At 60.0% G+C, this 22,242-nt stretch carries 25 protein-coding genes; 14 read left to right on the top strand and 11 right to left on the bottom strand.

The window, feature by feature from the left end; all coding sequences use genetic code 11:
• Positions 1-23 precede the first annotated feature (23 nt).
• The gene (locus tag ACSQ3F_RS18520) at positions 24-1,424 is read left to right on the top strand and encodes an L-serine ammonia-lyase (RefSeq protein WP_436101574.1); all 1,401 of its coding nucleotides are present in this window, start codon (positions 24-26) and stop codon (positions 1,422-1,424) included.
• A 72-nt stretch (positions 1,425-1,496) separates the two neighbouring features.
• The gene (locus tag ACSQ3F_RS18515) at positions 1,497-1,934 is read left to right on the top strand and encodes a DUF1489 family protein (RefSeq protein WP_436101573.1); all 438 of its coding nucleotides are present in this window, start codon (positions 1,497-1,499) and stop codon (positions 1,932-1,934) included.
• Positions 1,935-2,030: 96 nt separating this feature from the next.
• On the opposite strand, the gene ACSQ3F_RS18510 is transcribed toward ACSQ3F_RS18515, so the two are convergent.
• The 3 genes from ACSQ3F_RS18510 to ACSQ3F_RS18500 all read right to left on the bottom strand — a co-directional run bounded on the left by ACSQ3F_RS18510 (position 2,031) and on the right by ACSQ3F_RS18500 (position 4,786).
• The gene (locus ACSQ3F_RS18510; protein WP_436087587.1) at positions 2,031-2,297 is read right to left on the bottom strand and encodes a hypothetical protein; all 267 of its coding nucleotides are present in this window, start codon (positions 2,295-2,297) and stop codon (positions 2,031-2,033) included.
• Between the two features lie 79 nt (positions 2,298-2,376).
• Entirely contained in the window at positions 2,377-3,855 is a 1,479-nt protein-coding gene (locus ACSQ3F_RS18505; RefSeq protein ID WP_436101572.1) for an SPOR domain-containing protein, read from the bottom strand.
• 199 nt (positions 3,856-4,054) lie between these two features.
• Positions 4,055-4,786 (bottom strand): hypothetical protein, encoded by a 732-nt coding sequence (locus tag ACSQ3F_RS18500; RefSeq protein WP_436101571.1) that lies wholly within the window; start codon positions 4,784-4,786, stop codon positions 4,055-4,057.
• A gap of 140 nt (positions 4,787-4,926) precedes the next feature.
• Between ACSQ3F_RS18500 and ACSQ3F_RS18495 the strand changes: the two genes are divergently transcribed.
• Positions 4,927-5,250: a DUF6949 family protein gene (locus tag ACSQ3F_RS18495; protein ID WP_436101570.1), complete on the top strand. Its 324-nt coding sequence runs from the start codon at positions 4,927-4,929 to the stop codon at positions 5,248-5,250.
• A gap of 167 nt (positions 5,251-5,417) precedes the next feature.
• Here the strand turns inward: ACSQ3F_RS18495 and ACSQ3F_RS18490 are convergent, their stop codons facing one another.
• The 3 genes from ACSQ3F_RS18490 to ACSQ3F_RS18480 all read right to left on the bottom strand — a co-directional run bounded on the left by ACSQ3F_RS18490 (position 5,418) and on the right by ACSQ3F_RS18480 (position 8,032).
• Positions 5,418-6,026, bottom strand: coding sequence for a transglutaminase-like cysteine peptidase (locus tag ACSQ3F_RS18490; protein ID WP_436101569.1), 609 nt, complete (start codon positions 6,024-6,026; stop codon positions 5,418-5,420).
• Between the two features lie 668 nt (positions 6,027-6,694).
• A complete protein-coding gene (locus ACSQ3F_RS18485) occupies positions 6,695-7,303 on the bottom strand; it encodes a PilZ domain-containing protein (protein WP_436101568.1) in 609 nt (202 codons plus the stop codon).
• Positions 7,304-7,402: 99 nt separating this feature from the next.
• Entirely contained in the window at positions 7,403-8,032 is a 630-nt protein-coding gene (locus ACSQ3F_RS18480; RefSeq protein ID WP_436101567.1) for a PAS domain-containing protein, read from the bottom strand.
• A 426-nt stretch (positions 8,033-8,458) separates the two neighbouring features.
• Between ACSQ3F_RS18480 and ACSQ3F_RS18475 the strand changes: the two genes are divergently transcribed.
• Together ACSQ3F_RS18475 and ACSQ3F_RS18470 are read left to right on the top strand one after the other, a co-directional pair.
• Positions 8,459-9,193: a rhomboid family intramembrane serine protease gene (locus tag ACSQ3F_RS18475; RefSeq protein ID WP_436101566.1), complete on the top strand. Its 735-nt coding sequence runs from the start codon at positions 8,459-8,461 to the stop codon at positions 9,191-9,193.
• Between the two features lie 236 nt (positions 9,194-9,429).
• The gene (locus ACSQ3F_RS18470) at positions 9,430-9,882 is read left to right on the top strand and encodes a CBS domain-containing protein (RefSeq protein ID WP_436101565.1); all 453 of its coding nucleotides are present in this window, start codon (positions 9,430-9,432) and stop codon (positions 9,880-9,882) included.
• Between the two features lie 63 nt (positions 9,883-9,945).
• On the opposite strand, the gene ACSQ3F_RS18465 is transcribed toward ACSQ3F_RS18470, so the two are convergent.
• The 3 genes from ACSQ3F_RS18465 to folE all read right to left on the bottom strand — a co-directional run bounded on the left by ACSQ3F_RS18465 (position 9,946) and on the right by folE (position 12,212).
• Entirely contained in the window at positions 9,946-10,908 is a 963-nt protein-coding gene (locus ACSQ3F_RS18465; protein ID WP_436101564.1) for a patatin-like phospholipase family protein, read from the bottom strand.
• Between the two features lie 209 nt (positions 10,909-11,117).
• Positions 11,118-11,570 (bottom strand): phosphoribosyl-AMP cyclohydrolase, encoded by a 453-nt coding sequence (gene hisI / locus ACSQ3F_RS18460; RefSeq protein ID WP_436101563.1) that lies wholly within the window; start codon positions 11,568-11,570, stop codon positions 11,118-11,120.
• A 24-nt stretch (positions 11,571-11,594) separates the two neighbouring features.
• A complete protein-coding gene (folE, locus tag ACSQ3F_RS18455; protein WP_436101562.1) occupies positions 11,595-12,212 on the bottom strand; it encodes a GTP cyclohydrolase I FolE in 618 nt (205 codons plus the stop codon).
• A 341-nt stretch (positions 12,213-12,553) separates the two neighbouring features.
• On the opposite strand from folE, the gene ACSQ3F_RS18450 reads away from it, so the two are divergent.
• From ACSQ3F_RS18450 to ACSQ3F_RS18425, 6 genes are all read left to right on the top strand, one after another.
• A complete protein-coding gene (locus ACSQ3F_RS18450; RefSeq protein WP_436101561.1) occupies positions 12,554-13,003 on the top strand; it encodes an iron-sulfur cluster assembly scaffold protein in 450 nt (149 codons plus the stop codon).
• A gap of 1 nt (position 13,004) precedes the next feature.
• A complete protein-coding gene (yidD, locus tag ACSQ3F_RS18445) occupies positions 13,005-13,370 on the top strand; it encodes a membrane protein insertion efficiency factor YidD (protein ID WP_436101560.1) in 366 nt (121 codons plus the stop codon).
• A gap of 108 nt (positions 13,371-13,478) precedes the next feature.
• Positions 13,479-14,192, top strand: coding sequence for a hypothetical protein (locus ACSQ3F_RS18440; protein ID WP_436101559.1), 714 nt, complete (start codon positions 13,479-13,481; stop codon positions 14,190-14,192).
• Complete coding sequence (locus ACSQ3F_RS18435) at positions 14,189-14,746, top strand: DUF1697 domain-containing protein (RefSeq protein WP_436101558.1); 558 nt, start codon at positions 14,189-14,191, stop codon at positions 14,744-14,746. The genes ACSQ3F_RS18440 and ACSQ3F_RS18435 overlap by 4 nt, the downstream gene beginning before the upstream one ends.
• A 180-nt stretch (positions 14,747-14,926) precedes the next feature.
• Complete coding sequence (thrS, locus tag ACSQ3F_RS18430) at positions 14,927-16,915, top strand: threonine--tRNA ligase (RefSeq protein WP_436101557.1); 1,989 nt, start codon at positions 14,927-14,929, stop codon at positions 16,913-16,915.
• A 209-nt stretch (positions 16,916-17,124) separates the two neighbouring features.
• Positions 17,125-17,967 (top strand): lysophospholipid acyltransferase family protein, encoded by an 843-nt coding sequence (locus ACSQ3F_RS18425; RefSeq protein WP_436101556.1) that lies wholly within the window; start codon positions 17,125-17,127, stop codon positions 17,965-17,967.
• Between the two features lie 9 nt (positions 17,968-17,976).
• Here ACSQ3F_RS18425 and ACSQ3F_RS18420 read toward each other — a convergent pair whose 3' ends face one another.
• On the bottom strand, positions 17,977-18,975 hold the full coding sequence (locus ACSQ3F_RS18420) for a hypothetical protein (protein WP_436101555.1): 999 nt from the start codon (positions 18,973-18,975) through the stop codon (positions 17,977-17,979).
• Positions 18,976-19,100: 125 nt separating this feature from the next.
• Between ACSQ3F_RS18420 and ACSQ3F_RS18415 the strand changes: the two genes are divergently transcribed.
• Together ACSQ3F_RS18415 and ACSQ3F_RS18410 are read left to right on the top strand one after the other, a co-directional pair.
• Positions 19,101-19,685, top strand: a complete 585-nt coding sequence (locus ACSQ3F_RS18415; protein ID WP_436101554.1) for a nitroreductase family protein — start codon at positions 19,101-19,103, stop codon at positions 19,683-19,685.
• A complete protein-coding gene (locus ACSQ3F_RS18410; RefSeq protein ID WP_436101553.1) occupies positions 19,685-20,287 on the top strand; it encodes a flavin reductase family protein in 603 nt (200 codons plus the stop codon). Before ACSQ3F_RS18415 ends, ACSQ3F_RS18410 begins: the two co-directional genes overlap by 1 nt.
• Positions 20,288-20,302: 15 nt before the next feature.
• Here the strand turns inward: ACSQ3F_RS18410 and ACSQ3F_RS18405 are convergent, their stop codons facing one another.
• Entirely contained in the window at positions 20,303-20,932 is a 630-nt protein-coding gene (locus ACSQ3F_RS18405) for an aldolase (protein ID WP_436101552.1), read from the bottom strand.
• Between the two features lie 168 nt (positions 20,933-21,100).
• On the opposite strand from ACSQ3F_RS18405, the gene ACSQ3F_RS18400 reads away from it, so the two are divergent.
• Complete coding sequence (locus tag ACSQ3F_RS18400; RefSeq protein ID WP_436101551.1) at positions 21,101-22,240, top strand: DUF2336 domain-containing protein; 1,140 nt, start codon at positions 21,101-21,103, stop codon at positions 22,238-22,240.
• Positions 22,241-22,242 lie beyond the last annotated feature (2 nt).

The following is a 22,242-nucleotide window of genomic DNA, read 5'->3' as shown; positions in this document are numbered from 1 at the left end:
CCAGTGCCCAAGGCGGAGTTCGAATGTTTCTTTCGGTTTTTGATGTCTTCAAGATCGGTATCGGTCCTTCAAGCTCGCACACCATGGGCCCGATGTCGGCGGCGAACCGCTTTCTCGACCTGATCCTGTCGAGCGATTGGCCGCGGCCGGCCAACGCTGCCGTCGCCTCCATCAAGTCGAGCCTTCATGGTTCGCTCGCCTTTACCGGGATCGGCCATGGCACGGGCAGGGCGGTGATCCTCGGCCTGATGGGCGAGCGCCCGGATCAGATCGATCCCGATCGCATGGATGAGATCATCGAAACGGTCGAGCGCACCGGCCGCATCACGCCGCCCGGACATCCGGCCTATGATTTCCAGCCGAAGACCGATCTTGTCTTCGACAAGAAGGTGCCCTTGCCGGGCCATGCCAACGGTATGTCCTTCTCCGCCTTCGACAAGGACGGGCGGCTGTTGCTGAAGCGTGTCTATTATTCCATCGGCGGCGGCTTCGTCGTCACCGATACCGAACTGGAGGCGATGAAGGCGAGCAAGACCAAGCCGGGCGGCGTCAAGGTTCCCTATCCCTTCGCGACCGCCAAGCAGATGCTTGAGATGGCGGCGCGCTCCGGCCTGTCGATCGCCCAGATGAAGCGGGCGAACGAGGAATGTTCGATGTCGCGGGAGGAACTCGACGAGGGCCTCGACCGTATCTGGGCGGCGATGAAGAGCTGCATCGACCGCGGGCTGACCGGTGGCGGTATCCTGCCCGGCGGGCTGAAGGTGCGCCGCCGCGCCGCCATGATCCATGACAAGCTGCAGGACGAATGGCGCTCCAACAAGGTCAATCCGCTGCTCGCCAACGACTGGCTGAGCGTCTATGCGATGGCGGTCAACGAGGAGAACGCCGCAGGCGGTCGGGTGGTGACGTCGCCGACCAACGGTGCGGCGGGCGTGGTTCCCGCCACGATCCGCTACTACCTGCATTTCCACGACGATGCGGACCATCACGGTATTCGCGACTATCTTCTGACCGCGGCCGCGATCGGCGGCATCATCAAGTTCAACGCCTCGATCTCCGGCGCCGAGGTCGGCTGTCAGGGCGAGGTCGGCTCGGCCTCAGCGATGGCGGCCGCCGGTCTTGCTGCCGTGATGGGCGGCACTCCGGAGCAGATCGAGAACGCCGCGGAAATCGCGCTCGAACATCATCTCGGCATGACCTGCGATCCGATCGCCGGCCTCGTGCAGGTGCCCTGCATTGAGCGCAATGCGCTCGGCGCGGTCAAGGCCGTCACTGCCGCATCGCTTGCGATCAAGGGCGACGGCCAGCATTTCGTGCCGCTGGATGCCTGCATCGAGACGATGCGCCAGACCGGGGTCGATATGCACGACAAATACAAGGAAACGTCGACGGGCGGTCTCGCCGTCAACGTCGTAGAGTGCTGACGCAGTCTCGTTTTGTGGAGCGGTCAAGAACAAGCTTGACCGCGATGGGTGACTGGGTGTTCAACTCCGGCCATGGCCTTGCATCTCATCAAGCTCTGCGTCGGCGCGGAATCGATCGAAGACCTTCGCGAATGGGTTTCGCGGCGGGCGCTGACGGCGATTGCCGCGGGCCTCGAGCCGCACTCCTCCCACACGACCCGCATGGTCCCGAAACGCGTCGAGGAATTGTTGGACGGCGGATCGCTCTATTGGGTGATCAAGGGGCAAGTGCAGGCACGCCAGCGGCTGACCGGCATCGAGACGTTTACGGACGCCGACGGCATCGGCCGCTGTAACCTCATTCTCGGTCCCGAAGTGATCGAAACGGCCTACCAGCCGCGCCGCGCCTTCCAGGGCTGGCGCTATCTGGAGGACAAGGATGCGTCGCGCGATCTGATGGCCTTGGGCGGCGGCACGACGGAAATGCCACTTGAGCTGCGCCGCGAACTCGCTGAACTCGGCCTCCTCTGAAAGTCACGGCCAGAACGGCAAAAGCCCGACGATACCGGGCCAGAACGACAAAAGCCCGGCAATGCCGGGCTTTTGTCGTTGGGCTGATGAGCATTCCTACCGAATCTTGATCCGGATCGGATAGCGCCCCGAGGGCGAGGTGACATGCACATGGATTTGCGCAGTGGGCTGGGTCGAGCGCCAGGCCCGCGCGCCATGTGTCAGAAGCAGCGTCACCAGATCCTTCGTTTTCGACTTGGGGCGACTGCCGAGTTCGGCGATGCGCATGGCCGCTTCGTGCAAGGGATGCAGGCCGTAGCGCGGCGCCTTCCGTTTCTTGTCCGGAGCGGGCGTCATGCCCGGCCCATTCTCGTTCATTCCCATAACTGACCTCGTTACGCAAAACCAAATCCGAGGAGGACCGCCGGCAAACGCTCGCCGGTGATCGAAACTTCAATACATGCTATTGCAGGCTGGCCCAGCACGCGAAACCCTTGCGCTTCAGCGTTTTACAGGCGTTCACGGCCTTGTCCTGGTTGGCGAATCCACCGAAGCGCGCCCGATAGAGATGACCGTCGCCGCTGGCAAAAGCCACGGTAAAGGGCGTTGCGCCGCGCAGAGCCTTGCCGCCCTTGTCCTTGGCGTTTTCGAGCATCGTCATGGCCTGGTCCTTGTCCGGCGTCGCGCCGATCTGGATGACCCAGCCGTCAGGCGTCGATTCGGTGGCGGGCGTTTCGGCTGCAGCCTTGGCAACGGAGTTGGTGATCTGGTTGTCGACCGCGGCAGCCGGGACCGGTGCAGCCTTGGCAATCTTGCGGCTCTGGGCTTCCAGCGTATTCGGCATGATGTTTTCGTTCACCAGCGGATTGGCGCTGACCTTTGCCGGCTCGGCGTAGGCGACTTCGATACTCTCGGTGGTTTCGCCGCTGTAGCGGAAATCTGGGACGGGGCCGTCATTCGGCAGGTTGAAGCTGCCACCGGTCGCAGCGACCGAGGCTTCGGCCGGCTGCTCGACGGCTTGCGCCTGCATGGTCGGCGCATCAGCCGTTTGCGCAATCAGGTCACCGCCACCGCGGCGCGAGGCCGCCGGTAGGTATTTGGCGACGAGGGCGCGCATCTGCGCGTCGCGGGCGCCGCCGGATTTGCCGCCGAGCACAACGCCGACGATGCTGCGGCCATCGGCCTGGGCCGATGTCACAAGGTTGAAGCCAGCGGCGCGGGTGTAGCCGGTCTTGATGCCGTCGACGCCGCGAACATTGCCGAGCAGGCGGTTGTGGTTGCCGATCGTCTGCTTGCCGAAGCGGAAGCTGCGTGTCGAGAAGTAGGAATAATACTGCGGGAAGTGCTGGCGAAGCGCTATGCCGAGGCGCGCCTGATCGCGCGCCGTCGTCATCTGCACGGTGTTCGGCAGGCCGTTGGCGTTGCGATAGGTGGTGCGGGTCATGCCGAGCGCGCGGGCCTTGTTGGTCATGATCCGGCCGAAGCGCTCTTCCGAACCGCCGAGCAGTTCGCCGAGCGCGGTTGCCGCATCATTTGCCGAGCGGGTCACCAGGGCAAGGATCGCCTGTTCCACGGTGATCGAATTGCCGGCGCGCACGCCAAGCTTCGACGGCGGCTCGGCTGATGCATGCTTGGAGAAGGGAACTGGTGTGCTCGTGCTGATCTTGCCGGCTTCAAGCGCTTCAAAGGTCAGGTAAAGCGTCATCATCTTGGTAAGCGAGGCCGGGTAGCGAAGGCTATCGGCATCCTCGCTGTAGAGGACCTTGCCGGTCTTGGCGTCGACGACGATGCCGGCATATTGCGCTGCGGAGGCGGCGGAGACGGTCGTCAGCGAAGCGGCCAGCGAGACCAGCAGCACCCGGCAGGCTTTCTGCAAGAATGGGACAATGGTGCGTTGAACGGAACCGTTGAATGTGGATTTGGACACTACACTACTCTTCATTCTTTTTCATAAATGTCGTCCGGGCGTGGCCTCCAGAAACGACCGTTCTCAAAACTCTATCGGGATAGCGTTACCAATCGGTTTATGATGAATGATTGGTTTCTATAATCCGTCGATTGAATTGCATTTTGATACGAAGTCAGCCGCATGCTCGGTGATGGAAGATGACGGGGGCGAAGCCGCCGGAAGATGGGGAATGTCATGGGGCGAGCTTGCTGTTCACATAGTTGAGGACGGCCGTGTCGATGGCTTGCCATTGTGGCAGCAATTGGCTCGAAAAGCGGTAAAGCACAACAAGATCGCGACCGGCATGAATATCGCGTTGGCAATCGGCGCTGGTGGACGTCGCGGGCGTTGCAGGCAGGATGCAGCGCACGGTATACGGGGTATCTCCGTCGCGGTCCGCCGTGAAGAAGACCTCCTGGCCGTAGCCGGAATTCTCCTTCATCGCGTGACGTTGCAGACCGGCCGGGCCGGGCCGGGCGGCGCCTTCGAAAAGATGCCGGTAGATCGGCTCCAGCCGCCCCGACATGTCACGCGACATCGTGCTCTGGGAAATTTCGAGAAAGACCAGCGATTCCGGACGATTGACGTCGTTGAAGAGCGTGCGGGTCTTGTCGGTATAGCCCTGCATGCCGGGCCATGTGAGGTAGAGGTCGGCCCGCTCGGCGACGCCGGTCATGCGTTGCTCGTCAAAGCGGATCACGTTGGACGGCAGCCGAAGGTGATCCTGTCCGATGAAGATATCGTTGTTTTCGGCACTTGTCGTATGTCCCGCCAGCGCCAGGTTTTCGCCATACCAGCGCCCTGCAACGCTGATGCCCGCGGTCAATAGGGCGAGGCTGGCGACCACGGCCGTCAGGCCATAGACAAAACGCGGGGAGATCAGCGGCCCGTGATCCTCAGCGGTGGTTGCAGGATTGGCTGTCATCGGCGCGTCGCAACCTTGCTCTCGTTAACAGGTGGTATAAATTCCAGCCGGATGCGTCCCGAAATGAAGCAGCCTGGGCGGCACGGAACTTGCAGATTGGCAGGGTGACCTCAACGCTGCTGCAACATGGTTAATTTTCAATGAATTTTGCGACGATCTTCGTTCTGCTGGCTGCCGGATTTGGTGTCTCTTTCATTGTTCTCGACGTCAGCCGTGTCGCGGGCCGCCGCCACTGGCCATCATCGCATGATGTGGCGAGTGACAATTTCCGGCCGTTCGCCATATTCCTGGCACTGTTTGCCGGCCCGGCCCTGTTCGTGCAGGCGCTGTGGCGGATGCTCTTGTCCGGCGGTGCGCGGATCGGCGACGGTATCCTTGGCGTCGCGATCGCCTGCGGATGGGCCTGCTGCTACGGGCTATTGATTGTACAATGCGTCCGTCTCTCCGGTCTGCCGGCACCCTGAATTTTGCTGCAATTGGCCACGCGGCGCAAAGAAAAGGCCGGTTCCGAGGACAGCGGAACCGGCCGACAGGGCTTGGTCTGGGACGGGGATTGGGGACTGACCGAAGCCCTTTCAGACGCGGGCCGGGCATCCTGAGCCGATCCGCGAATGTCTGATATCCGTGAGGACTACTGGGTCACGCTGCCGACGGCGACCGTGCGGCCATCCTCAAGCTTTACCCACCGGCCGGAATTCTGTTCCGATTGCCGCTTCAGATAGGTGTATTCGGTCTCCGACCACAAAAGTACCTTGTTGCGCATGTTGTCGAGAACGAAGTCGCCGCGATCGGTCCGCACGGTGAGAACCGCATGGCCGTCGCCACTGGGTTGCAACACAACGGTGATTAGAAGGTCGGATGGCGAAAAACCTTCCTGAATCAACCGCTTGCGCTTCAAAAGCACGTAGTCTTCGCAGTCGCCGACCTTGTCGGGATAGGCCCAATGCTCTTCGACGCCGTAGATTTCCTTGTCCGTCATCGGCGTCACCGCCTGGTTGACGTCGTAGTTGACCTCAAGGATCTTCTTCCAGCCTTCGCGGGTCAGGACAGCCGGTGCCGAACTGCCCGGATTGGACCGGCACTCCTGCGGCAGGTTGCGGCAGAATTCGTAGTGCCCGACCGGCGGATTGGTCGCGCCATCGGTGGTCATGTTGGCCGGAAACGCGAGCGCCGAATGCGCTGCGACTGCAGAGAAGAGTGCGCCGATGAGGCCTGCCTTCAGGAACGTTTTCGTTGTCATGCTTGTCTCCCCGTTGTGGCTAGACAATGACACCGAGATTTTTATCGCTCGCGAAAACTCGAAGTAAAATAAAGTACAAAACAGATTGAAATAAGTATAAAAGTCGAATTTAATTTGCTTAAATGTTGCGGCTCATTTGATTCAATTGTGTGTAAATTTTGATCCATTTTCCGCGGTACGTATGTGCGTTTAAGCGATGGGAAACTATCTACCTCACGGAAAAATCGATGTTTTCGAGAAGCAGCACGTGCGGCGAAGGGGAGCGCGGCAACGCGAACTCGAATGGCCGGCGCGGCTCAGGGCGAAGGGGGCGTGTCCCGGATAGACTTTGTTTACCAGGATGTTTGCTGCTTTCGACCGGAAATCACGGTAAAACAGGCGAAATTATTTTTTGTTCCGGCACGAAAATTTGCGGCCGAATCATGAAATTCAAAAAAACAGGACGTTTTGCAAGCCGGTATATGTGCCAGATTGGGGCGTTTCCGGCATGTCTTCGGCGCCGGTGGAGGCCGCAGGTGATTTGATGCCTGACCTCGTGGAGGTGGGATTGGAGGCGCTACGGCCAAAAAAAGACCGTTCCCGCGCCGATCCGCCTGGCCGTGTTGCGCGTGGTTTCGTTGGTAGCTGAAGAAGCCGCTGAGGCGAGACCGGGTGCGTTATCGACGCGTCTAGAGAAACTCTCTGAGAGCTTCACGCGATTGGATCCCGAGGAATTCGATCGCCATGCCTTCCTGGAAATGGCGGACGACGCGGCCCTTCATGCTGCCGAGCAGGACGGCTGCGCCGAGTGGCAGGCGGGTTTCGATGTCCACGGCGGCGCCCGACAGCGACAGGTCGATGATGCGGCAGACATATTTGCTGCCGTCGTCGAGCGTGATTTCGGTGCGGGTCTTGCGTGGCGCAAGACGATCATGCCGCCGGTCTTCCGGCAAGCCGAGCTCGTGCTTGTTGGCAATCCAGGTCAGTTGTGCGGCGAGCTTTTCGCGCTTGCGGTCGGTCGCGTTGATCTGGATGACGAAGGCGTTGTCGGCAAGGCGCGAAACGATGCCTTCCAGGCGGCCGACATGGTCGACATAGGCGATGATGCGTTCGCCGGCGCGCGGCCGCGCATCGCAGGTGAAAAGAACGTCGCCCGGCGACATGTCGATCGCGGTGCATTCGAATTCGTCATGGTTCGCAAGCATGAGCCGGCCGGTCAGGTTCACCGAGACGCGTTGAAATGCGCCTTCGTTGTGCTGCTTGGGGCCGGCAGTCTGCGTTTGCTGAAACGAATACATGACCACACTTATACGATATCCATCCAAGTCACAGCTTTACCCTCTTCCGGTTAACAGAAGGTTTTTTTCGTGCTTCCGGTTGCCTGGCGGTTCGATACGCTAGTCGCGCCGGCCGCCTTCGAAGACGCGCAGGTGAAGAACGCGGCGGATGGCGCCGGCGATACCGATGTCCGCAACAGGGCGCGGATTTGCGGGCAGGGAGATTTCGGGACGGTTCTGTAAAAATGGGCTGGTCTTTTCGATATCGAGTACGCGAATTCCGCCAAGATCGAGGAAGTTGACGGGGGTGGCCCCAAGCCAATGTGGCCGCGACAGGGGGACGAGCGCACCGATGATGCGATCGACGCTGCCGTCGGGTGACTTCAGCGGCAGCAGGACAAGTTCAGTTGGCAGGCGATCGGCCGTGCCGGCAGTGGCCGCTGCCGTAAGGACGACGGGAGCCTTTTGTGCCATGACATCGCCGGCGATCCGCTCAAGCCGGGCCGTCTGTTCGCCAAGCCATAGCGCGTCGAACCTCGAGCCCCGCAGCTCGCGGGCAAACAATGCACAGATGCGCGTGCCGGCCAGCCGGAAGCGGATTTCGCCCCGTGGCGTTTTTTCCAGGATGAAGAGATCCGGCAGAATATGCCGGATATCGGCAGGTTCGATCTGGCCGCGCGCCGGCACGTCGCGATGTCCTCGCAACTCGTCCCAGTAGGCGTAGATCTCGATTGTCGTTTTGCTGCGCATTCTCTTATTCCGTTCGAAACACCCTGTGCCGCTTTGGCACATCTGGCGGCGGAAAACTGGCCCCGCAGGTACTACGAAGCGATTTCCGTGCCAGACGGATATTAAGGTTAATGTTTGGTTTAGATTGAAAGCAGACGGTATCGGTGGCATTCAAGGACATCACTTCACGAAGGGTTGCCTTCGGCACACAAACTTAGGGCTCGGGGTTTTTTGGGGGCTCGCCGGCCGTTCAGTTTTTGACTGGACGGCTTTTTTTCGTCGACAACGTCGGATGCTTTCTAGAAAAGCAGGGGCATGAACCTCGTCAGAAATCTGCGCGAAAAGATGCCGCGCTTTCGCCCTCTTTTGGCACGCGTGTGAATCGTATAGAGCGAGTAGATCGAAGATGCGGCAGCGGATGGAACCGCAGAAGGAATTGTGAGCAGCATGATAGACCAACCGGACGGCGTGACGCCGCCGCAGGACGCCGAAACCGAAAAGCCGGTGCGTGTGCGCGAACCGGCATTCAATCTGCCTGCAGGCCTGGTGGGTATCCTGGCGGTCCTGGTGGCCATTCACGCCGTCCGCACCTATCTGCTGCCGTACTCCATCGATGAAGAACTGATCTTCAATTTCGCCTTTCTGCCTGCGCGCTACGACCATCCGCTGGCTGAGCAGAGCCTCGCCTGGCTCTGGAGCCCGGTCACCTATTCCTTCCTGCACGGCTCTTGGGAACATCTGGTTTTCAACGGCTTCTGGATGGTGGCCTTTGGTGCGCCCGTCATTCGCCGGATCGGCATGGCGCGCCTCGCAGTCTTCTGGTGCCTGTCGTCCGTGGCCGCGGTCGGGTTGCATATCGCATTCCACTGGGGCGACATGACCGTTGTCGTCGGCGCCTCGGGGGTCGTTGCCGGCCTGATGGGGGCTGCTGCCCGCTTCGTCTTTTCTCCCAGCGGCCGCATCAGCCGGCAGTTTGCCCATCTGAACCGCCGCCTGACGGTCGGCGAGGCGCTGTCGAACCGTTCCGTCGTGTTCTTCGCCGGCATATGGTTCCTGACGAATTTCCTGATCGGCCTCGGCGTCTTTGCCTTTGGCGGAGCAGCAAGCATTGCCTGGGAGGCACATATTGGCGGTTTCCTGTTCGGATTCCTTCTGTTTGGCCTTTTCGATCCCCGGAATTGACCTTGGAAAGGTTTGCGATCTCGCCGAGAGCGCTTGATTTTCCCAAAGCGGTAGCGCACCATTCCTGTCCGAAGGCAGCCGATCAAGAGGAGATCGATGGGCTGCCGGATGGACAAAAAACGCGACAGGAATGACATCTGTCTTGCGGATTGGTCCCCAATCGGAAAGGCGCGAAATGCGCGTTTGCGGTTCGCCAATATCCCGGTCAGACGAGTCGCTGAAACGGGAGGTCGTGAATGTCAGTCACTGCAATTCTCAATGAAAAAGGCCGTCAGGTATTCACGGTCGATCCGCACTCGCTGGTGCGCGCAGCAGTCCGGTTGCTCCATGAAAACCGTATCGGTGCCATCGTTGTCGTCAAACCTGGTGACCGGATTGCAGGCATTTTGACGGAGCGCGACGTGGTCGCCGCCATGGACAAGTACGGCGCGGCATGCCTGGACAAGCCGGTTTCCGCCGTGATGTGGTCCAAGGTCCATAGTTGCACGGAAGAAATGAGCATCCACGACATCATGGAAATCATGAACAACATGCGCGCGCGCCATCTTCCGGTCGAAAGGAAGGGGCGCCTCGTCGGTATCGTCTCCATCGGCGACGCCGTTAGGCATCACATCCGCGCGATCGAAAGCGAGGCCGAGCACATCAAGGCCTATATTGCGGGGCAGGACGCGAAGACCGTTCACCTGTAAGGCGGCGACTTCCGCGAACGGCGCGGCGAGGTGTCAGGCTTCGCCCGCAGCGTGCGGCCGCAGTTACCAGCGCACCATCACGTCCTGCAGCCGCTTGAGTTCACTGAGCCTGGACTTGGTTTCGTGATAGCCGCGATCGATCGCTTCGCCGGCGCGGTGGAATTCCGACAATCCGATGTCGTTCAGCTTGGGGTGCAGCGCCAGATCCGGCGGGTCCCCGGCAAGGCGGGCGCGTGAGATGCGGTCCTGAATGATGTTGAAGGCCTGAACCATGACACCGGTCATGCCAAGACGCGTCGTCGCGTGGGGCGCCGGCTGAGGCTGATTGTCAATCGCCTCGGCGCGATGCTTGATCACCGCGGAGCGGCCATAGAGATCGTAATTAAGGTTCACGGCAACGACGAGTTGCTGCTCATAGGCGCGGCAGACCGATACCGGGACCGGATTGACGAGCGCGCCGTCGACCAGCATGCGGTTGTTGCATTTGATCGGCTCGAAGATGCCGGGCAGGGCGTAGGAGGCGCGAATAGCCATGATCAGCGAACCTTCGCCGATCCAGACCTCGTGGCCGGAGTTGAGCTCGGTCGCGACCGCAACAAATGGCCGGTCCAGGTTTTCGATGGACATGTCCTGCAGATGTTCCTGCATGCGCTTCGTCAGGCGCAAGCCCCCGAACAGGCCGCCGCCGCCAATGGCGAAATCGAGCAGGCCGGCAATGCGCCGCATGGTCAGTGAACGCGCGAAAGTTTCGAGTTCATCGAGTTTTCCGGCAAGATAGCAGCCGCCGACCAGCGCGCCGATCGACGTACCGGCGATCATGCCGACTTCGATGCCTTCCTCATCCAGCGCCTTGAGGACGCCGATATGGGCCCAACCGCGCGCGGCACCACCACCAAGGGCGAGGGCGATCTTGGACTTAGGCGGCTTCATTTGTTCGGGAGGAGGTGAGGTTAGCGAGTGGGAGGGACCGCCGGGCGCCGACGCGTCTGCTGTGATCCCGCTGCGATTAAATGTCCAGTTCAACATCCGGCACCTCCATGCCGCAGAACGCACTGTTACAGGCCGTCACGTCTCGCATTGCTGCGTTGCAAGCGCATCCGGTAAGACACAATCTACATCAGACTATTCCGTGCCGTTGTTTCCGGCGGAACGCGTCCGAATGTTGAGATTACGCTCCCAGTCTGGTTGCCAAATCGTGAATCCCCCAAGAAACTGATCCAAAAAGCGTCAGATGCTTAATTTTTGCCGTAGACGTCGTCTGGATGGAAATGAATTTCGGTATCAACAGTGTTAAGAGTCGTGACGCCATCCTTGGCATTCACGACACGATAGAAGCAGGAGCGGCGGCCGGTGTGGCAGGTCGCATCATGACCGGCAACACGAACCTTCAGCCACAATGCATCCTGGTCGCAATCGGTACGCAGTTCCACTACATTCTGCAGGTTACCGGAGGTTTCGCCCTTCTTCCAGAGGCTTTTGCGCGAACGGCTGTAGTAGTGCGCAATGCCGGTCTCGATGGTGAGCGCAAGCGCCTCGGCGTTCATATGCGCAACCATCAGCAGGACGCCGTCCTTCGCGTCGGTAACGACGGCGGTGATCAGTCCGTTGCTGTCGAAACGGGGCGTGAAGGCAGAACCGGATTCCAGTGCCGCCTTGTCGGCGGGCGGCGGGGCAAATTCAATGGTCATGGGAAAAGCTCCGTTTGATGGAGCTTACTTGAAGCCCCTGAGCAAGGTCATGAAGCGGGCCTGTTCGGCGGGCTCGGTCTTGAAGACACCGGTAAAGGTGGTGGTCAGCGTTGTCGAGCCCTGCTTTTGAACGCCGCGCATCGCCATGCACAGATGTTCGGCCTCGATCATCACGGCAACGCCGCGCGGCTGGAGCGTATCGTCGATCGCCTTGGCGACCTGGGCCGTCATGGTTTCCTGAGTCTGCAGGCGTCGGCCGTAGATGTCGACGACGCGGGCGATCTTCGACAGGCCGAGCACCTTTCCATCAGGCAGATAGGCGATATGCGCCTTGCCGATGATCGGCACCATATGGTGTTCGCAGTGCGAGAAGAACGGAATGTCCTTGACGAGCACGATGTCGTCATAGCCGCCAACTTCCTCGAAGGTGCGGCCAAGGACGTCCTCGGCGGCGAGATCGTAGCCCGAGAACAGTTCCTTGTAGGCCTTGGCAACGCGCGCGGGCGTATCGACAAGCCCTTCGCGTTGCGGATCGTCACCGGCCCAGCGCAAGAGAACGCGAATGGCGTCCTCAGCCTCCTTCTGGCTCGGTCTGCCATCGGTGGCAGGCAGGGCAGGAAAATTCTTGACTATGGCGTCCATAATGGCCCCTTGATGTAACACGGGTTACTTGACGTTTTATCTTTTCGGACAACTCGCCACTGGCCATTTACCTGACGCTCTCAGGCCTGGTTTCCGTCGGCGGGCTCCGGGGCTTTCAGATTTGCAGAGGTTAAGGGCTCTGGATCATCCGGCACGGTTTCCCAAACAACAGGCGACTGTTCGCTCTTGCGAACCTGTCGCCCCCACACGACATACCATATAATATGCTGGGATACATGTGAAAGGGGCGCAGGCGAAGACACTGTGTTTTTTTCCCGGATACGATAGAAAATCATGCGCGGATTGCCTGAAAACGCGCAAAAACAACCGGATCGCGTCGAATGATGGATGAAATCTATAATAGCAGGATTCTCGAGTTCGCCGGGAATATCCCGAGAAGCGGCAGGCTCGAGAACGCCGACGCCGAGGCGAGCGCGCATTCCAAGCTCTGCGGCTCGAGGGTCCGGATCGGCTTGAAAATGGAGGGTGATATGGTCACCGACTTCGCCCAGGAGGTGAAAGCCTGCGCTCTCGGACAGGCTTCTTCATCGATCATGGCACGTCACGTTGTTGGTGCTACGGCCGTGGAAATCCGTAAGGCGCGGGAGGACATGCTGGCCATGCTCAAGGCAGACGGCGAGGGGCCATCCGGCCGCTTCGAGGACATGCGGTTCCTGAAGCCCGTGAAGGACTACAAGGCCCGCCACGCCTCGACAATGCTGACTTTCGATGCCGTGGTCGATGCGATCGGCCAGATCGAAGCTGCCCGTCTCGTCAGGGCGGCTGTCTGAGATGTGCAGCGAGCCGGGATGCCCGGGCCATGATGTTCAGGCGGCCCATCGGCCTTATTCGGGCCGGAACTATGCGGGGCCGTTTCGCAAGACGCCCGGGCGGCTCTTCGGCATGGCCTTCATCCGGCTCTATCAACTGACGCTCTCCGGCTTCATCGGCAATTCCTGCCGGCATATCCCCACCTGCTCCGAATATGGCTACGAGGCGATCGCGCGCCACGGCTTCTGGCCCGGCGGCTGGATGGTTTTGTTTCGTTTCATGCGGTGCGGACCAGGCGGAACGAGCGGTTTCGATCCGGTGCCGGAGAAACTGCCGCCATCGAAGCACTGGTATACGCCATGGCGCTATTGGCGGCATACAGACTGAACGCTGGATGGTGCGTTTGCTTTTAGCAACGTTGGTTATTGCCGCGTCAAGGCGGCCCCATCAGCTTCATCGCGTATATGCAGCTTTCGATATTCGAAGGGTAAGATTATGATCTCTGTTTTGGCGGAATATACTGGGATTGTCGTAAAGTATATAATTGAGAAGGCGTTAGATAGTGGTAAAAACAAACTGGAGAGACGGCGCGACCTTCTGGCGAAATTGCTTGTTCTCTATAACAAAACGCAAAATCTGCGAATAGTCTCAGAGGCTGTCATGCAGGAGTTTTCGGGTTACGATGCGAAGCTTGAAACTCCTACAAAAATAGTCTCCGCCAAGCAGCTGAAAGAATTGCTTGGGGCATTTAAGGAATTTCAAGAGGTTTCCCGTGATTTGTCGAAATTTCTCGAGATATATTCTTTGGATATTGGTGGATTTATTTCGCGTGCCCGCCACATAAAAATGGCCTTCTTTTGGAAACTTATAGATGTAACGGAGTACGTCGTTCCGGTAATGAAGGAAGTCGATGGAAGAAAGACCTTCACGTTGGTATATCCGACCTCATTGCCGTCATTTGAACGCGTCGATCGGATTGATGCGTCAATAGCAAGCAACGAAGATCTTGAGGCAAAATCGGCGGTATTTCGCGATTTTCTTTTGAACCCCTTTAATTTTGTCGAAGTCGAGATAAATGGCGTGGACCTCTCTCAGGCTCTATCAGGCTCTCGCGAGGCCATAGAGGTCATGTCGAATTTGGAAGCGGAGTTGCGTGCTTTCATGAAAGCAAACTTTTCAATAGATAGGATTTTCGAGGCCACGAGTTGACGCCTTTTTCAAATTCGAGCACCTATCTTGCGCTCCTCCACAGCATCGTACTTACACCCGATCGTCGTATCGTCATGTCCGACCTGCGCGACGTGGCTTCATCGGTCGGCTACCGCAATCCGCGTACGCTGGTCTCCTCCGGCAATCTTGTGTTCGAAGCAGATGGCCACGATGTAGCGGAGATTGAAAGGCGGCTCGAATCCGCCTTCGCCCGCGATTTCGGCAAGCATGTCGATATCATCGCTCGCGTTGCCGACGACTGGATTGCGCTGGCCGCAGGCAATCCGTTTTCGGATGCCAGCGCGTCGGACGCACCAAACATTGTCGTGCGCGTGATGCGGACGCCGTTGAGCAAGGATGTTCTGCCGGGGTTGCAACGGCACTGCGGCGATGGCGAGAAAATCCGCGTCGTCAATGGTGACCTCTGGGTTCATTTCCCCGGCAAGCCGAGCACTTCAAAGCTGCTTTCGGCGCTGACCACGAAACGCCTCGGCGTCGGCACGCTGCGCAACTGGAACACCGTGCGCGGCCTGCGGGATATGATCGGCGCCTGAGCAGCCCGTTCTTTACTCCGTTGCAAAAACGCTTTATCACCCGCGCGTCAATTTGCCGGGCTTCCGGCGCTCTAGAAACAAAGAAGTAGAGCATGATGTCGTCCGAAAACCGCCTACACTTTTCGGCATCATGCTCTTCACCACCCGCATTCGTTGGCGGGACTGGACAAGGAAGAAATCATGTCTGACGCTGTTTCCCTTACATTTCCCGATGGTTCCATCCGCGGTTACGCCGCTGGTACGACGGGCCGTGACGTCGCCGAATCGATCTCCAAGTCGCTTGCAAAGAAAGCCATCGCGATCGCGCTGGATGGCGAGCTGCGCGACCTGTCCGACCCGGTCGTCACCGGCAAGCTCGAGATCGTCACACGCGAAGATGCCCGCGCGCTGGAACTGATCCGCCACGACACGGCCCATGTGATGGCCGAAGCCGTGCAGGAATTGTGGCCGGGAACCCAGGTAACCATCGGTCCGGTGATCGAGAACGGCTTCTACTACGATTTCGCCAAGGACGAGCCGTTTACGCCCGACGATCTGCCAAAGATCGAAAAGCGGATGAAAGAAATCATCCAGCGCAACAAGCCCTTCACCAAGGAAGTCTGGTCGCGCGACAAGGCCCGTCAGGTTTTTGCCGACAAGGGCGAGAAATATAAGGTCGAGCTGGTCGACGCCATTCCCGAGAACCAGGACCTGAAGATCTATTACCAGGGCGACTGGTTCGATCTCTGCCGCGGGCCGCATATGGCGTCCACCGGCCAGATCGGCAACGCCTTCAAGCTGATGCGGGTGGCCGGCGCCTATTGGCGCGGCGACAGTAACAATCCGATGCTGACGCGCATCTACGGCACGGCCTGGCGCACACAGGAGGAGCTCGACCAATACCTGCACATCCTCGCCGAAGCCGAGAAGCGCGATCACCGCCGTCTCGGCCGGGAGATGGACCTGTTCCATTTCCAGGAAGAAGGCCCGGGCGTCGTCTTCTGGCACGGCAAGGGCTGGCGTATCTTCCAGACGCTGGTCGCCTATATGCGCCGCCGCCTGGCCGGCACGTATCAGGAAGTCAACGCGCCGCAGGTGCTCGACAAGTCGCTGTGGGAAACCTCCGGCCACTGGGGCTGGTATCGCGACAACATGTTCAAGGTGACGGTTGCCGGCGACGACACCGACGATGATCGCGTCTTCGCCCTGAAGCCGATGAACTGCCCCGGCCACATCCAGATTTTCAAGCACGGCCTGAAGTCCTACCGCGAACTGCCGATCAGGCTTGCCGAGTTCGGCAATGTGCATCGCTACGAGCCTTCGGGCGCGCTGCATGGCCTGATGCGCGTGCGTGGCTTCACGCAGGACGATGCGCACGTCTTCTGCACCGACGAGCAGATGGCAGCCGAGTGCCTGCGCATCAACGACCTCATCCTCTCGGTCTATGAGGACTTTGGTTTCAAGGAAATCGTGGTCAAGCTCTCGACCCGTCCGGATAAGCGCGTCGGCGACGACGCTTTGTGGGATCGCGCCGAAAGCGTGATGATGGAGGTGCTGAAGACCATCGAGGCACAGTCGGAAGGCCGCATCAAGACCGGCATCCTGCCGGGCGAGGGCGCTTTCTACGGGCCGAAGTTCGAATATACGCTGAAGGACGCCATCGGCCGCGAATGGCAGTGCGGCACGACGCAGGTGGACTTCAACCTGCCGGAGCGTTTCGGTGCCTTCTACATCAACCAGAATTCGGACAAGCAGCAGCCGGTGATGATCCACCGCGCCATCTGCGGATCGATGGAGCGCTTCCTCGGCATCCTCATCGAGAATTTCGCCGGTCACATGCCGCTGTGGATTTCACCGATGCAGGTCGTGGTCGCGACCATCACTTCCGAGGCCGACGACTACGGCCGCGAAGTTGCCGAACTGCTGCGTGATGCGGGGCTGAACGTCGAGACCGACTTCCGCAACGAGAAGATCAACTACAAGGTTCGTGAGCATTCGGTGACCAAAGTGCCGGTGATCATCGTCTGCGGCATGCGGGAAGCGGAAGAGCGCACCGTCAACATCCGCAGGCTGGGTTCGCAGGCGCAGACGCCGATGACGCTCGACGAGGCGATCGCCTCGCTCGTATCGGAGGCAACGCCGCCGGATCTGAAGCGGAAAGCGGAGCGGCGAAACAAGGCTGCTGCCTGATCTGCTGCCAGGGCGTGAAGTGACAAAGCGAGAGAGCTATGCTGTGGTGCACAGCTCTCGGTCTTGTGTCAGCAAACTGTAACATTCGCGCACTATCCGATTAAGGTCCGGGCAGCGGGAACGGAACACCCGCCGCCGGAATGAACCGGAAAGATTTACGCCTCTGTGCTGCGCCCTCTGGACGCGCCGTTGATGGAACGAGGAACAAGGTGCAGTTCAAAGAGCTGTCTTACGCCAACGAGAATGATCGACGGCTGAAGCGTTGGTTCATCCGCTCGATGGAAGGCCTTGCCGGGCGCAACCGTTACGCCAAGCTCTATAATCAGTGGCGCCATGACATCGTCGGCAAGAGCGACCGCATTTTCGGCGAGATGCTGGAACTGATCAATGTGCGCCTGCGCATTGACGGCGAATGGCCGCCGCGTCATCTGCCGGATACGCCAGTGGTAATCGTCGCCAACCATCCCTTCGGCATCGGTGACGGCATCGCTGCCCTGTCACTCGCCGAACGGCTCGGCCGTCCGTTCCGGGTGCTGATCAACAATGAGTTGATGAAGGTTCCGGAGATGGCGCCTTATTCGCTGCCGATCTCGTTCGAGGAAACCAGGGAAGCGCTGGCGCTCAACATGCAGACACGCCACGAGGCCGTTCGTCTCCTGAAAGAAGGCGTAACGCTGGTCGTTTTCCCGGCCGGCGGCGTTGCGACTGCCAGGAAGGGCTTTGGACGCGCGGAAGACCTTCCATGGAAGATGTTTCCGGCAAAACTCATCCAGGCCGCCAAGGCGAGCGTCATTCCGATCTATTTCGAAGGCCAGAACGGCCCGCTGTTTCATCTTGCCAGCAAGGTATCGATGACGCTGCGCATTTCGCTGCTCATCCGCGAGTTTCGCCGTCTTTCGGGTACCACGATTTCATCGCGCATCGGCAAGCTGATTGCCTGGGAAGAGTTCGGCGCCATTGCGGATCGCAAGGATATCCTGACCCGGATTTACGACGCCGTCTTTTCCATGGCGCCGCCGCGCCGCCGGTTCTTCGGCAAAGCGGTCTCCTGAGCGTCTCGCTCAATCCTGCGCGTCGGCCGCTCCGTTCGCCGCCGCCTGTGATCCCTTGTCATTCAGCAAGACCTCGACGTCGGTGTTGACGCCCGCCTTCACGGTGAAGTCTCGCTGGAAAATCTTCTCTTTGTTGCGGGCGATCGCGGTATAGCCGCCCTCGGCGAGAACCAGCGTCGGGAAAGCGCCGACGCTTTCGCTGACAACGTCGCCGGACGACGTAAGGATCGACCAGGCCGTATCGGCGATCGCTTCGCCGCCCGGTTCCGATACCAGCTTCAGGGTCAGCTTCGCGGCCCGGTGCTGGATCGTCGCCTCCGTCAGCTTTCCTGCCTCGACCTGGATATCGGCGCGAATCACCGCATTCACCGAACCGTAATTGGAGACCACGTGATAGGTGCCGGTGTTCAACCGAACGACAGTGTCGGGCTTCACGTCGGCGACGACGAGCGCTCGCTCGCCATCTTCCTTCTCGTCAGCGGAGAAAATGGAGAAGCTCAGTTCGCCCGGCGGAATGCGCACGTCGCTGCCGGAGATTGCGTTCAGCATGACGCCGCCGGCATCGAGAACGAGAACCTGCTTTTCAACCGGTCCGGCTTCGGCAACCCTGATCTTGCGGGTTGCGCCGGCGCGTCCGAAGGCGACATTGACGAAATATTCGCCGGGAATGAGCTGGAATGCCGCCGATCCGCCTTCCGATGTCGCCAAAAGCGGCAGCTTGCCGTCCGATCCGGGGATCGGGTTGAAGACGCGCCAGGTCAGGCCCTGCTCGACGGGTTTGCCTTTCTCCGTCAGCAGTGCTTCAAGCTGGATGTCCTTGGCCTTGACGCCCTCGGCCTCTGAGGCCACGGGATTGAAGCTGTTCAGCTTCGGCATCTTCTGCGGGGACGATATCGCCGGGAAGCTTTTGAAGGGATCCGCCAGATCCTGCGCGCGGGATCCGGAGCCACATGCAACAAAAATAAGTGCTGTGAAAACTCGAAGAAACTGACCGGCCGTGATGCGCATGGGGTGGTTGACATCCTGAGTGTGTGGCTCCACTTGAAACGCCGGTATGGCAATTTCGTGGCTGCACCTTTGATGGTGAAGTGCGATGGCGACGTGCGCTGGCAAACTAGTGGAAACGGACGGCGATGAAAACTGAAATCAGTCTGCGCGAATATCTGGCGACCCGCCGCTCCATTCCAGCCTTTCAGATGGGCGGTCCAGGCCCCGGAACGGCCGAAATCGAGGAGATGTTGAAGCTCGCATCCCGCGTTCCAGATCACGGCAAGCTTGCACCCTGGCGCTTCATCGTCTTTCGCGGCGAAGAGCGAGTGCGAATCAGCGCCGAGCTTGCGAAGATGGCGCTTGCCGCCAAACCCGACCTTTCGGAAGAGATGATCAAGGTGGAGAATACCCGCCTGACCCGCGCGCCCGTTGTCGTTGCCGTCGTCAGCACGGCGGCGCCGCATTTCAAGGTTCCCGAATGGGAGCAGGTCATGTCCGCCGGTGCCGTCTGCCTCAACCTTCTGATGGCTGCCAATGCGCACGGCTATGCTTCCAACTGGCTGACGGAATGGTATGCCTTCGATGAAAAGGCCTATTCGCTGCTCGGCGTGCAGCCGGGTGAAAAGATTGCTGGCTTCATCCATATAGGCACCCCGCAAGTGCCGCCGACGGAACGCCCGCGACCTGAACTGGCCGACATCGTCACCTGGGTCGGCGAGGACGCCTGATGTTTTATGAGACCGCACAAAACGCTCACGGACTTGCCCATGACCCTTTCAAGGCGATCGTCTCGCCGCGACCGATCGGTTGGATCGGTTCACGGGCAGCGGACGGCAGCCTCAATCTTGCGCCCTATTCCTTCTTCAACGCGATCAGCGACACGCCAAAGCTGGTAATGTTCTCGTCATCCGGCCGCAAGGGTTCGGTCCGCAACATCGAGGAAACGGGCGAATTCACCGCCAATTTCGTCAGTCACGACCTCAAGGATGCGATGAACATGACATCGGCTCCGGTGCCCCATGGAGAGAGCGAATTCGCCCTTGCCGGATTGACGCCGGTGGAAGGCAGGCTGGTCCGGGCGCCGTTTGTCGCCGAGGCCTATGCGGTACTCGAATGCAAGGTGACGGAGACGTTTCGGCCCAAGGCGCTTGATGGTTCGACCTCCGAAAGTCATGTCGTCATCGGCCAGGTTGTCGGCATCCATATCCGCGAGGAAGCGATTAGAGACGGGCGCTTCGATATGGCCAAGGTCAGGCCGATCGGGCGTATGGGCTATATGGACTATTGCGATGCCGGCGACGTCTTCGAGATGTTCAGGCCAAAGCGGTAGGGCAGTCGGGTTATATTAGCCCGCTGCGAGCATTGCCGACTGGGTGGCGCTGCGCGCAATCACGCCGGAAAAACCGTCGGCAAGGCTGATGTCTTGCTTCGCCCGCAATTCCTCGAGGGACAGCGGTTCCTGGGTAAGCAATTCATAACACGGAAGATCGGCTTGCCTCGCCTTCAGGACCGTCGCTGCACGGGCAAACAAGGCCGGTGCAGCGAGCCTTCCCGCCGCCGTGTTCGTCTGGCTTGCTGTCGCCCGTGCCAACGCAGCGCTGTCGAAGATCAGGCCCTTCAGCCGTGCCGATATGCCGCGAAGGGAATGAGACGACAGAAAGAACTCCGGCACCTCTCCGGCCTCGGCAAGAACGGCGACCGATCCGGCCTCCAGCCCGCTTTCCGCTTCGGCAACCCGCAGCATGACGTCGAGTTTCTGGATATCGGCCACCCCGCCACAGCCCGACAGCACGAGGCCGTCCGGCCGCAAGGTCACGAGCGATGAAAGCGCATCCTGACCATTGTCATCGTCCGGCATGCCGATACGCAACAGCGTCGGCCCCTTGGCGCTGTCCGACGCACGGCTATCGAGGATCGGTTGCACCTTGCTGTTTGCTGTCGTCCAGTCTTTGCAGATGTCAATGATCAGGGTCATGGGACGACCAGCCGGGAGGTCGGCCGACACCAACGCCTCCGCCGGCGCGCAGAGCAGTAAGGGCATGATTTCGAAGCGGTTAACGGACATGGTGAACCAATCTTAAACCTTTAATCGCTAACATACATCGACACCGAGATGTGGTGGTTGGTGTGTAGTGAGGCGTCGGTGATCATTCAAGCATTTCTTCGTTGGGTCGAAACCGCGAAAACAGGGGATCGGGTTCGGGCAGCGGCGGCTTTGGGCCGGGCCTATGTGACGGCGGAGATGAACACGCTCGACCATCATGCCGCCGAGATGGCGATGACGTTCCTGCTTGATGACCCCTCTCCGAAAGTGCGCCTCGCGCTTGCGCAGGCCGTGGCCGATTGCAGCCGAATCCCCCGCGCGATCATCCTGTCGCTGGCCGAAGATCAACCAGAAACCGCCTACGCCGTGATTTCCCGCTCGCCGGTGCTGAACGATATGGATCTCGTCGATCTCGCCGCCAAGGGAACGGCGGAGACACGCGCCGTCATAGCCGCGCGCCAGGCCATGTCCCGGCCGGTTGCCGCCGCAATCGCCGAAATCGGTGGCGAGGAAGAAGTGCTGATCCTGCTTGAAAACGAGCAGGCCAGATTTTCCTGCCGGACATTGAAGCGGTTGAGTGACCGGCTCGGTCATCTCTGGTCGATCCGAAACCGTCTGCTCGAGCGCGAGGACCTGCCGGCGGACGCCCGCCACGCGCTGGTCGAGAAAGTCGGCGCCGCCCTGTCCAGCTTCGGCCTGGTGCAGGCAGCGATCGGCGGGCGCCGTGTCGAGCGCATTACCCGTGAAGCCTGCGACAGGGCCGCCGTCGACATGGCGGGTGCCGTACAAGCCGATCAGATTCCGCCCTTGGTCGAACATCTGCGCGCGACCGGGCGCCTGACCCCGGCCTTCCTGCTGCATACGCTCTGTTCGGGCAAGATCGATTTCTTCGCAGCGGCGATCGTCAACCTGTCGGGCGTAACCGACAGGCGGGCGCGTTCGATCCTCTCCGATGGGCGGGTCCACGCCATTCGCGCACTGTTCGAAAGCGCCGGCCTTGGCCGCGATGTGAGCGCACTCTTTACCGAGGCGATGATGATCTGGCGCAAGGAAAACCGGTCCGGTTCCCCGGGCACGACCACGACCATTTCCTCTGTCCTGCTGTCGAAGTTGCGGGGCAAAAGGCATGCTTCGGAAGCATCCGGCGGCCTTGCCGATATCATCGAGAAATTGACGATCGCCGAGCAGCGGCAAACGGCACGCGACTACGCCCTTCTTGCCGCCAGGGACGCTGCCTGACG

It is taken from the genome of Pararhizobium sp. LjRoot238 (assembly GCF_964252955.1).
In the GTDB taxonomy this organism is placed as follows: domain Bacteria; phylum Pseudomonadota; class Alphaproteobacteria; order Rhizobiales; family Rhizobiaceae; genus Pararhizobium.
The sequence above is the reverse complement of the archived record's forward strand: the minus strand, read 5'-3'. Positions and strand labels throughout refer to the sequence as shown.

Excerpts from the sequence above, each read along its gene's own strand:
- ACSQ3F_RS18475 (WP_436101566.1), top strand. The coding sequence starts at position 8,459 with ATGATAGACCAACCGGACGGCGTGACGCCGCCGCAGGACGCCGAAACC.
- folE (WP_436101562.1), bottom strand. The coding sequence starts at position 12,212 with ATGGACGCCATAGTCAAGAATTTTCCTGCCCTGCCTGCCACCGATGGC.
- ACSQ3F_RS18420 (WP_436101555.1), bottom strand. The coding sequence starts at position 18,975 with ATGCGCATCACGGCCGGTCAGTTTCTTCGAGTTTTCACAGCACTTATT.
- ACSQ3F_RS18485 (WP_436101568.1), bottom strand. The coding sequence starts at position 7,303 with ATGTATTCGTTTCAGCAAACGCAGACTGCCGGCCCCAAGCAGCACAAC.
- ACSQ3F_RS18505 (WP_436101572.1), bottom strand. The coding sequence starts at position 3,855 with ATGAAGAGTAGTGTAGTGTCCAAATCCACATTCAACGGTTCCGTTCAA.
- ACSQ3F_RS18490 (WP_436101569.1), bottom strand. The coding sequence starts at position 6,026 with ATGACAACGAAAACGTTCCTGAAGGCAGGCCTCATCGGCGCACTCTTC.
- ACSQ3F_RS18480 (WP_436101567.1), bottom strand. The coding sequence starts at position 8,032 with ATGCGCAGCAAAACGACAATCGAGATCTACGCCTACTGGGACGAGTTG.
- yidD (WP_436101560.1), top strand. The coding sequence starts at position 13,005 with ATGTGCAGCGAGCCGGGATGCCCGGGCCATGATGTTCAGGCGGCCCAT.
- thrS (WP_436101557.1), top strand. The coding sequence starts at position 14,927 with ATGTCTGACGCTGTTTCCCTTACATTTCCCGATGGTTCCATCCGCGGT.
- ACSQ3F_RS18415 (WP_436101554.1), top strand. The coding sequence starts at position 19,101 with ATGAAAACTGAAATCAGTCTGCGCGAATATCTGGCGACCCGCCGCTCC.
- ACSQ3F_RS18510 (WP_436087587.1), bottom strand. The coding sequence starts at position 2,297 with ATGGGAATGAACGAGAATGGGCCGGGCATGACGCCCGCTCCGGACAAG.
- ACSQ3F_RS18500 (WP_436101571.1), bottom strand. The coding sequence starts at position 4,786 with ATGACAGCCAATCCTGCAACCACCGCTGAGGATCACGGGCCGCTGATC.
- ACSQ3F_RS18450 (WP_436101561.1), top strand. The coding sequence starts at position 12,554 with ATGATGGATGAAATCTATAATAGCAGGATTCTCGAGTTCGCCGGGAAT.
- ACSQ3F_RS18410 (WP_436101553.1), top strand. The coding sequence starts at position 19,685 with ATGTTTTATGAGACCGCACAAAACGCTCACGGACTTGCCCATGACCCT.
- ACSQ3F_RS18515 (WP_436101573.1), top strand. The coding sequence starts at position 1,497 with ATGGCCTTGCATCTCATCAAGCTCTGCGTCGGCGCGGAATCGATCGAA.
- hisI (WP_436101563.1), bottom strand. The coding sequence starts at position 11,570 with ATGACCATTGAATTTGCCCCGCCGCCCGCCGACAAGGCGGCACTGGAA.
- ACSQ3F_RS18465 (WP_436101564.1), bottom strand. The coding sequence starts at position 10,908 with ATGTTGAACTGGACATTTAATCGCAGCGGGATCACAGCAGACGCGTCG.
- ACSQ3F_RS18520 (WP_436101574.1), top strand. The coding sequence starts at position 24 with ATGTTTCTTTCGGTTTTTGATGTCTTCAAGATCGGTATCGGTCCTTCA.
- ACSQ3F_RS18440 (WP_436101559.1), top strand. The coding sequence starts at position 13,479 with ATGATCTCTGTTTTGGCGGAATATACTGGGATTGTCGTAAAGTATATA.
- ACSQ3F_RS18495 (WP_436101570.1), top strand. The coding sequence starts at position 4,927 with ATGAATTTTGCGACGATCTTCGTTCTGCTGGCTGCCGGATTTGGTGTC.
- ACSQ3F_RS18470 (WP_436101565.1), top strand. The coding sequence starts at position 9,430 with ATGTCAGTCACTGCAATTCTCAATGAAAAAGGCCGTCAGGTATTCACG.
- ACSQ3F_RS18405 (WP_436101552.1), bottom strand. The coding sequence starts at position 20,932 with ATGACCCTGATCATTGACATCTGCAAAGACTGGACGACAGCAAACAGC.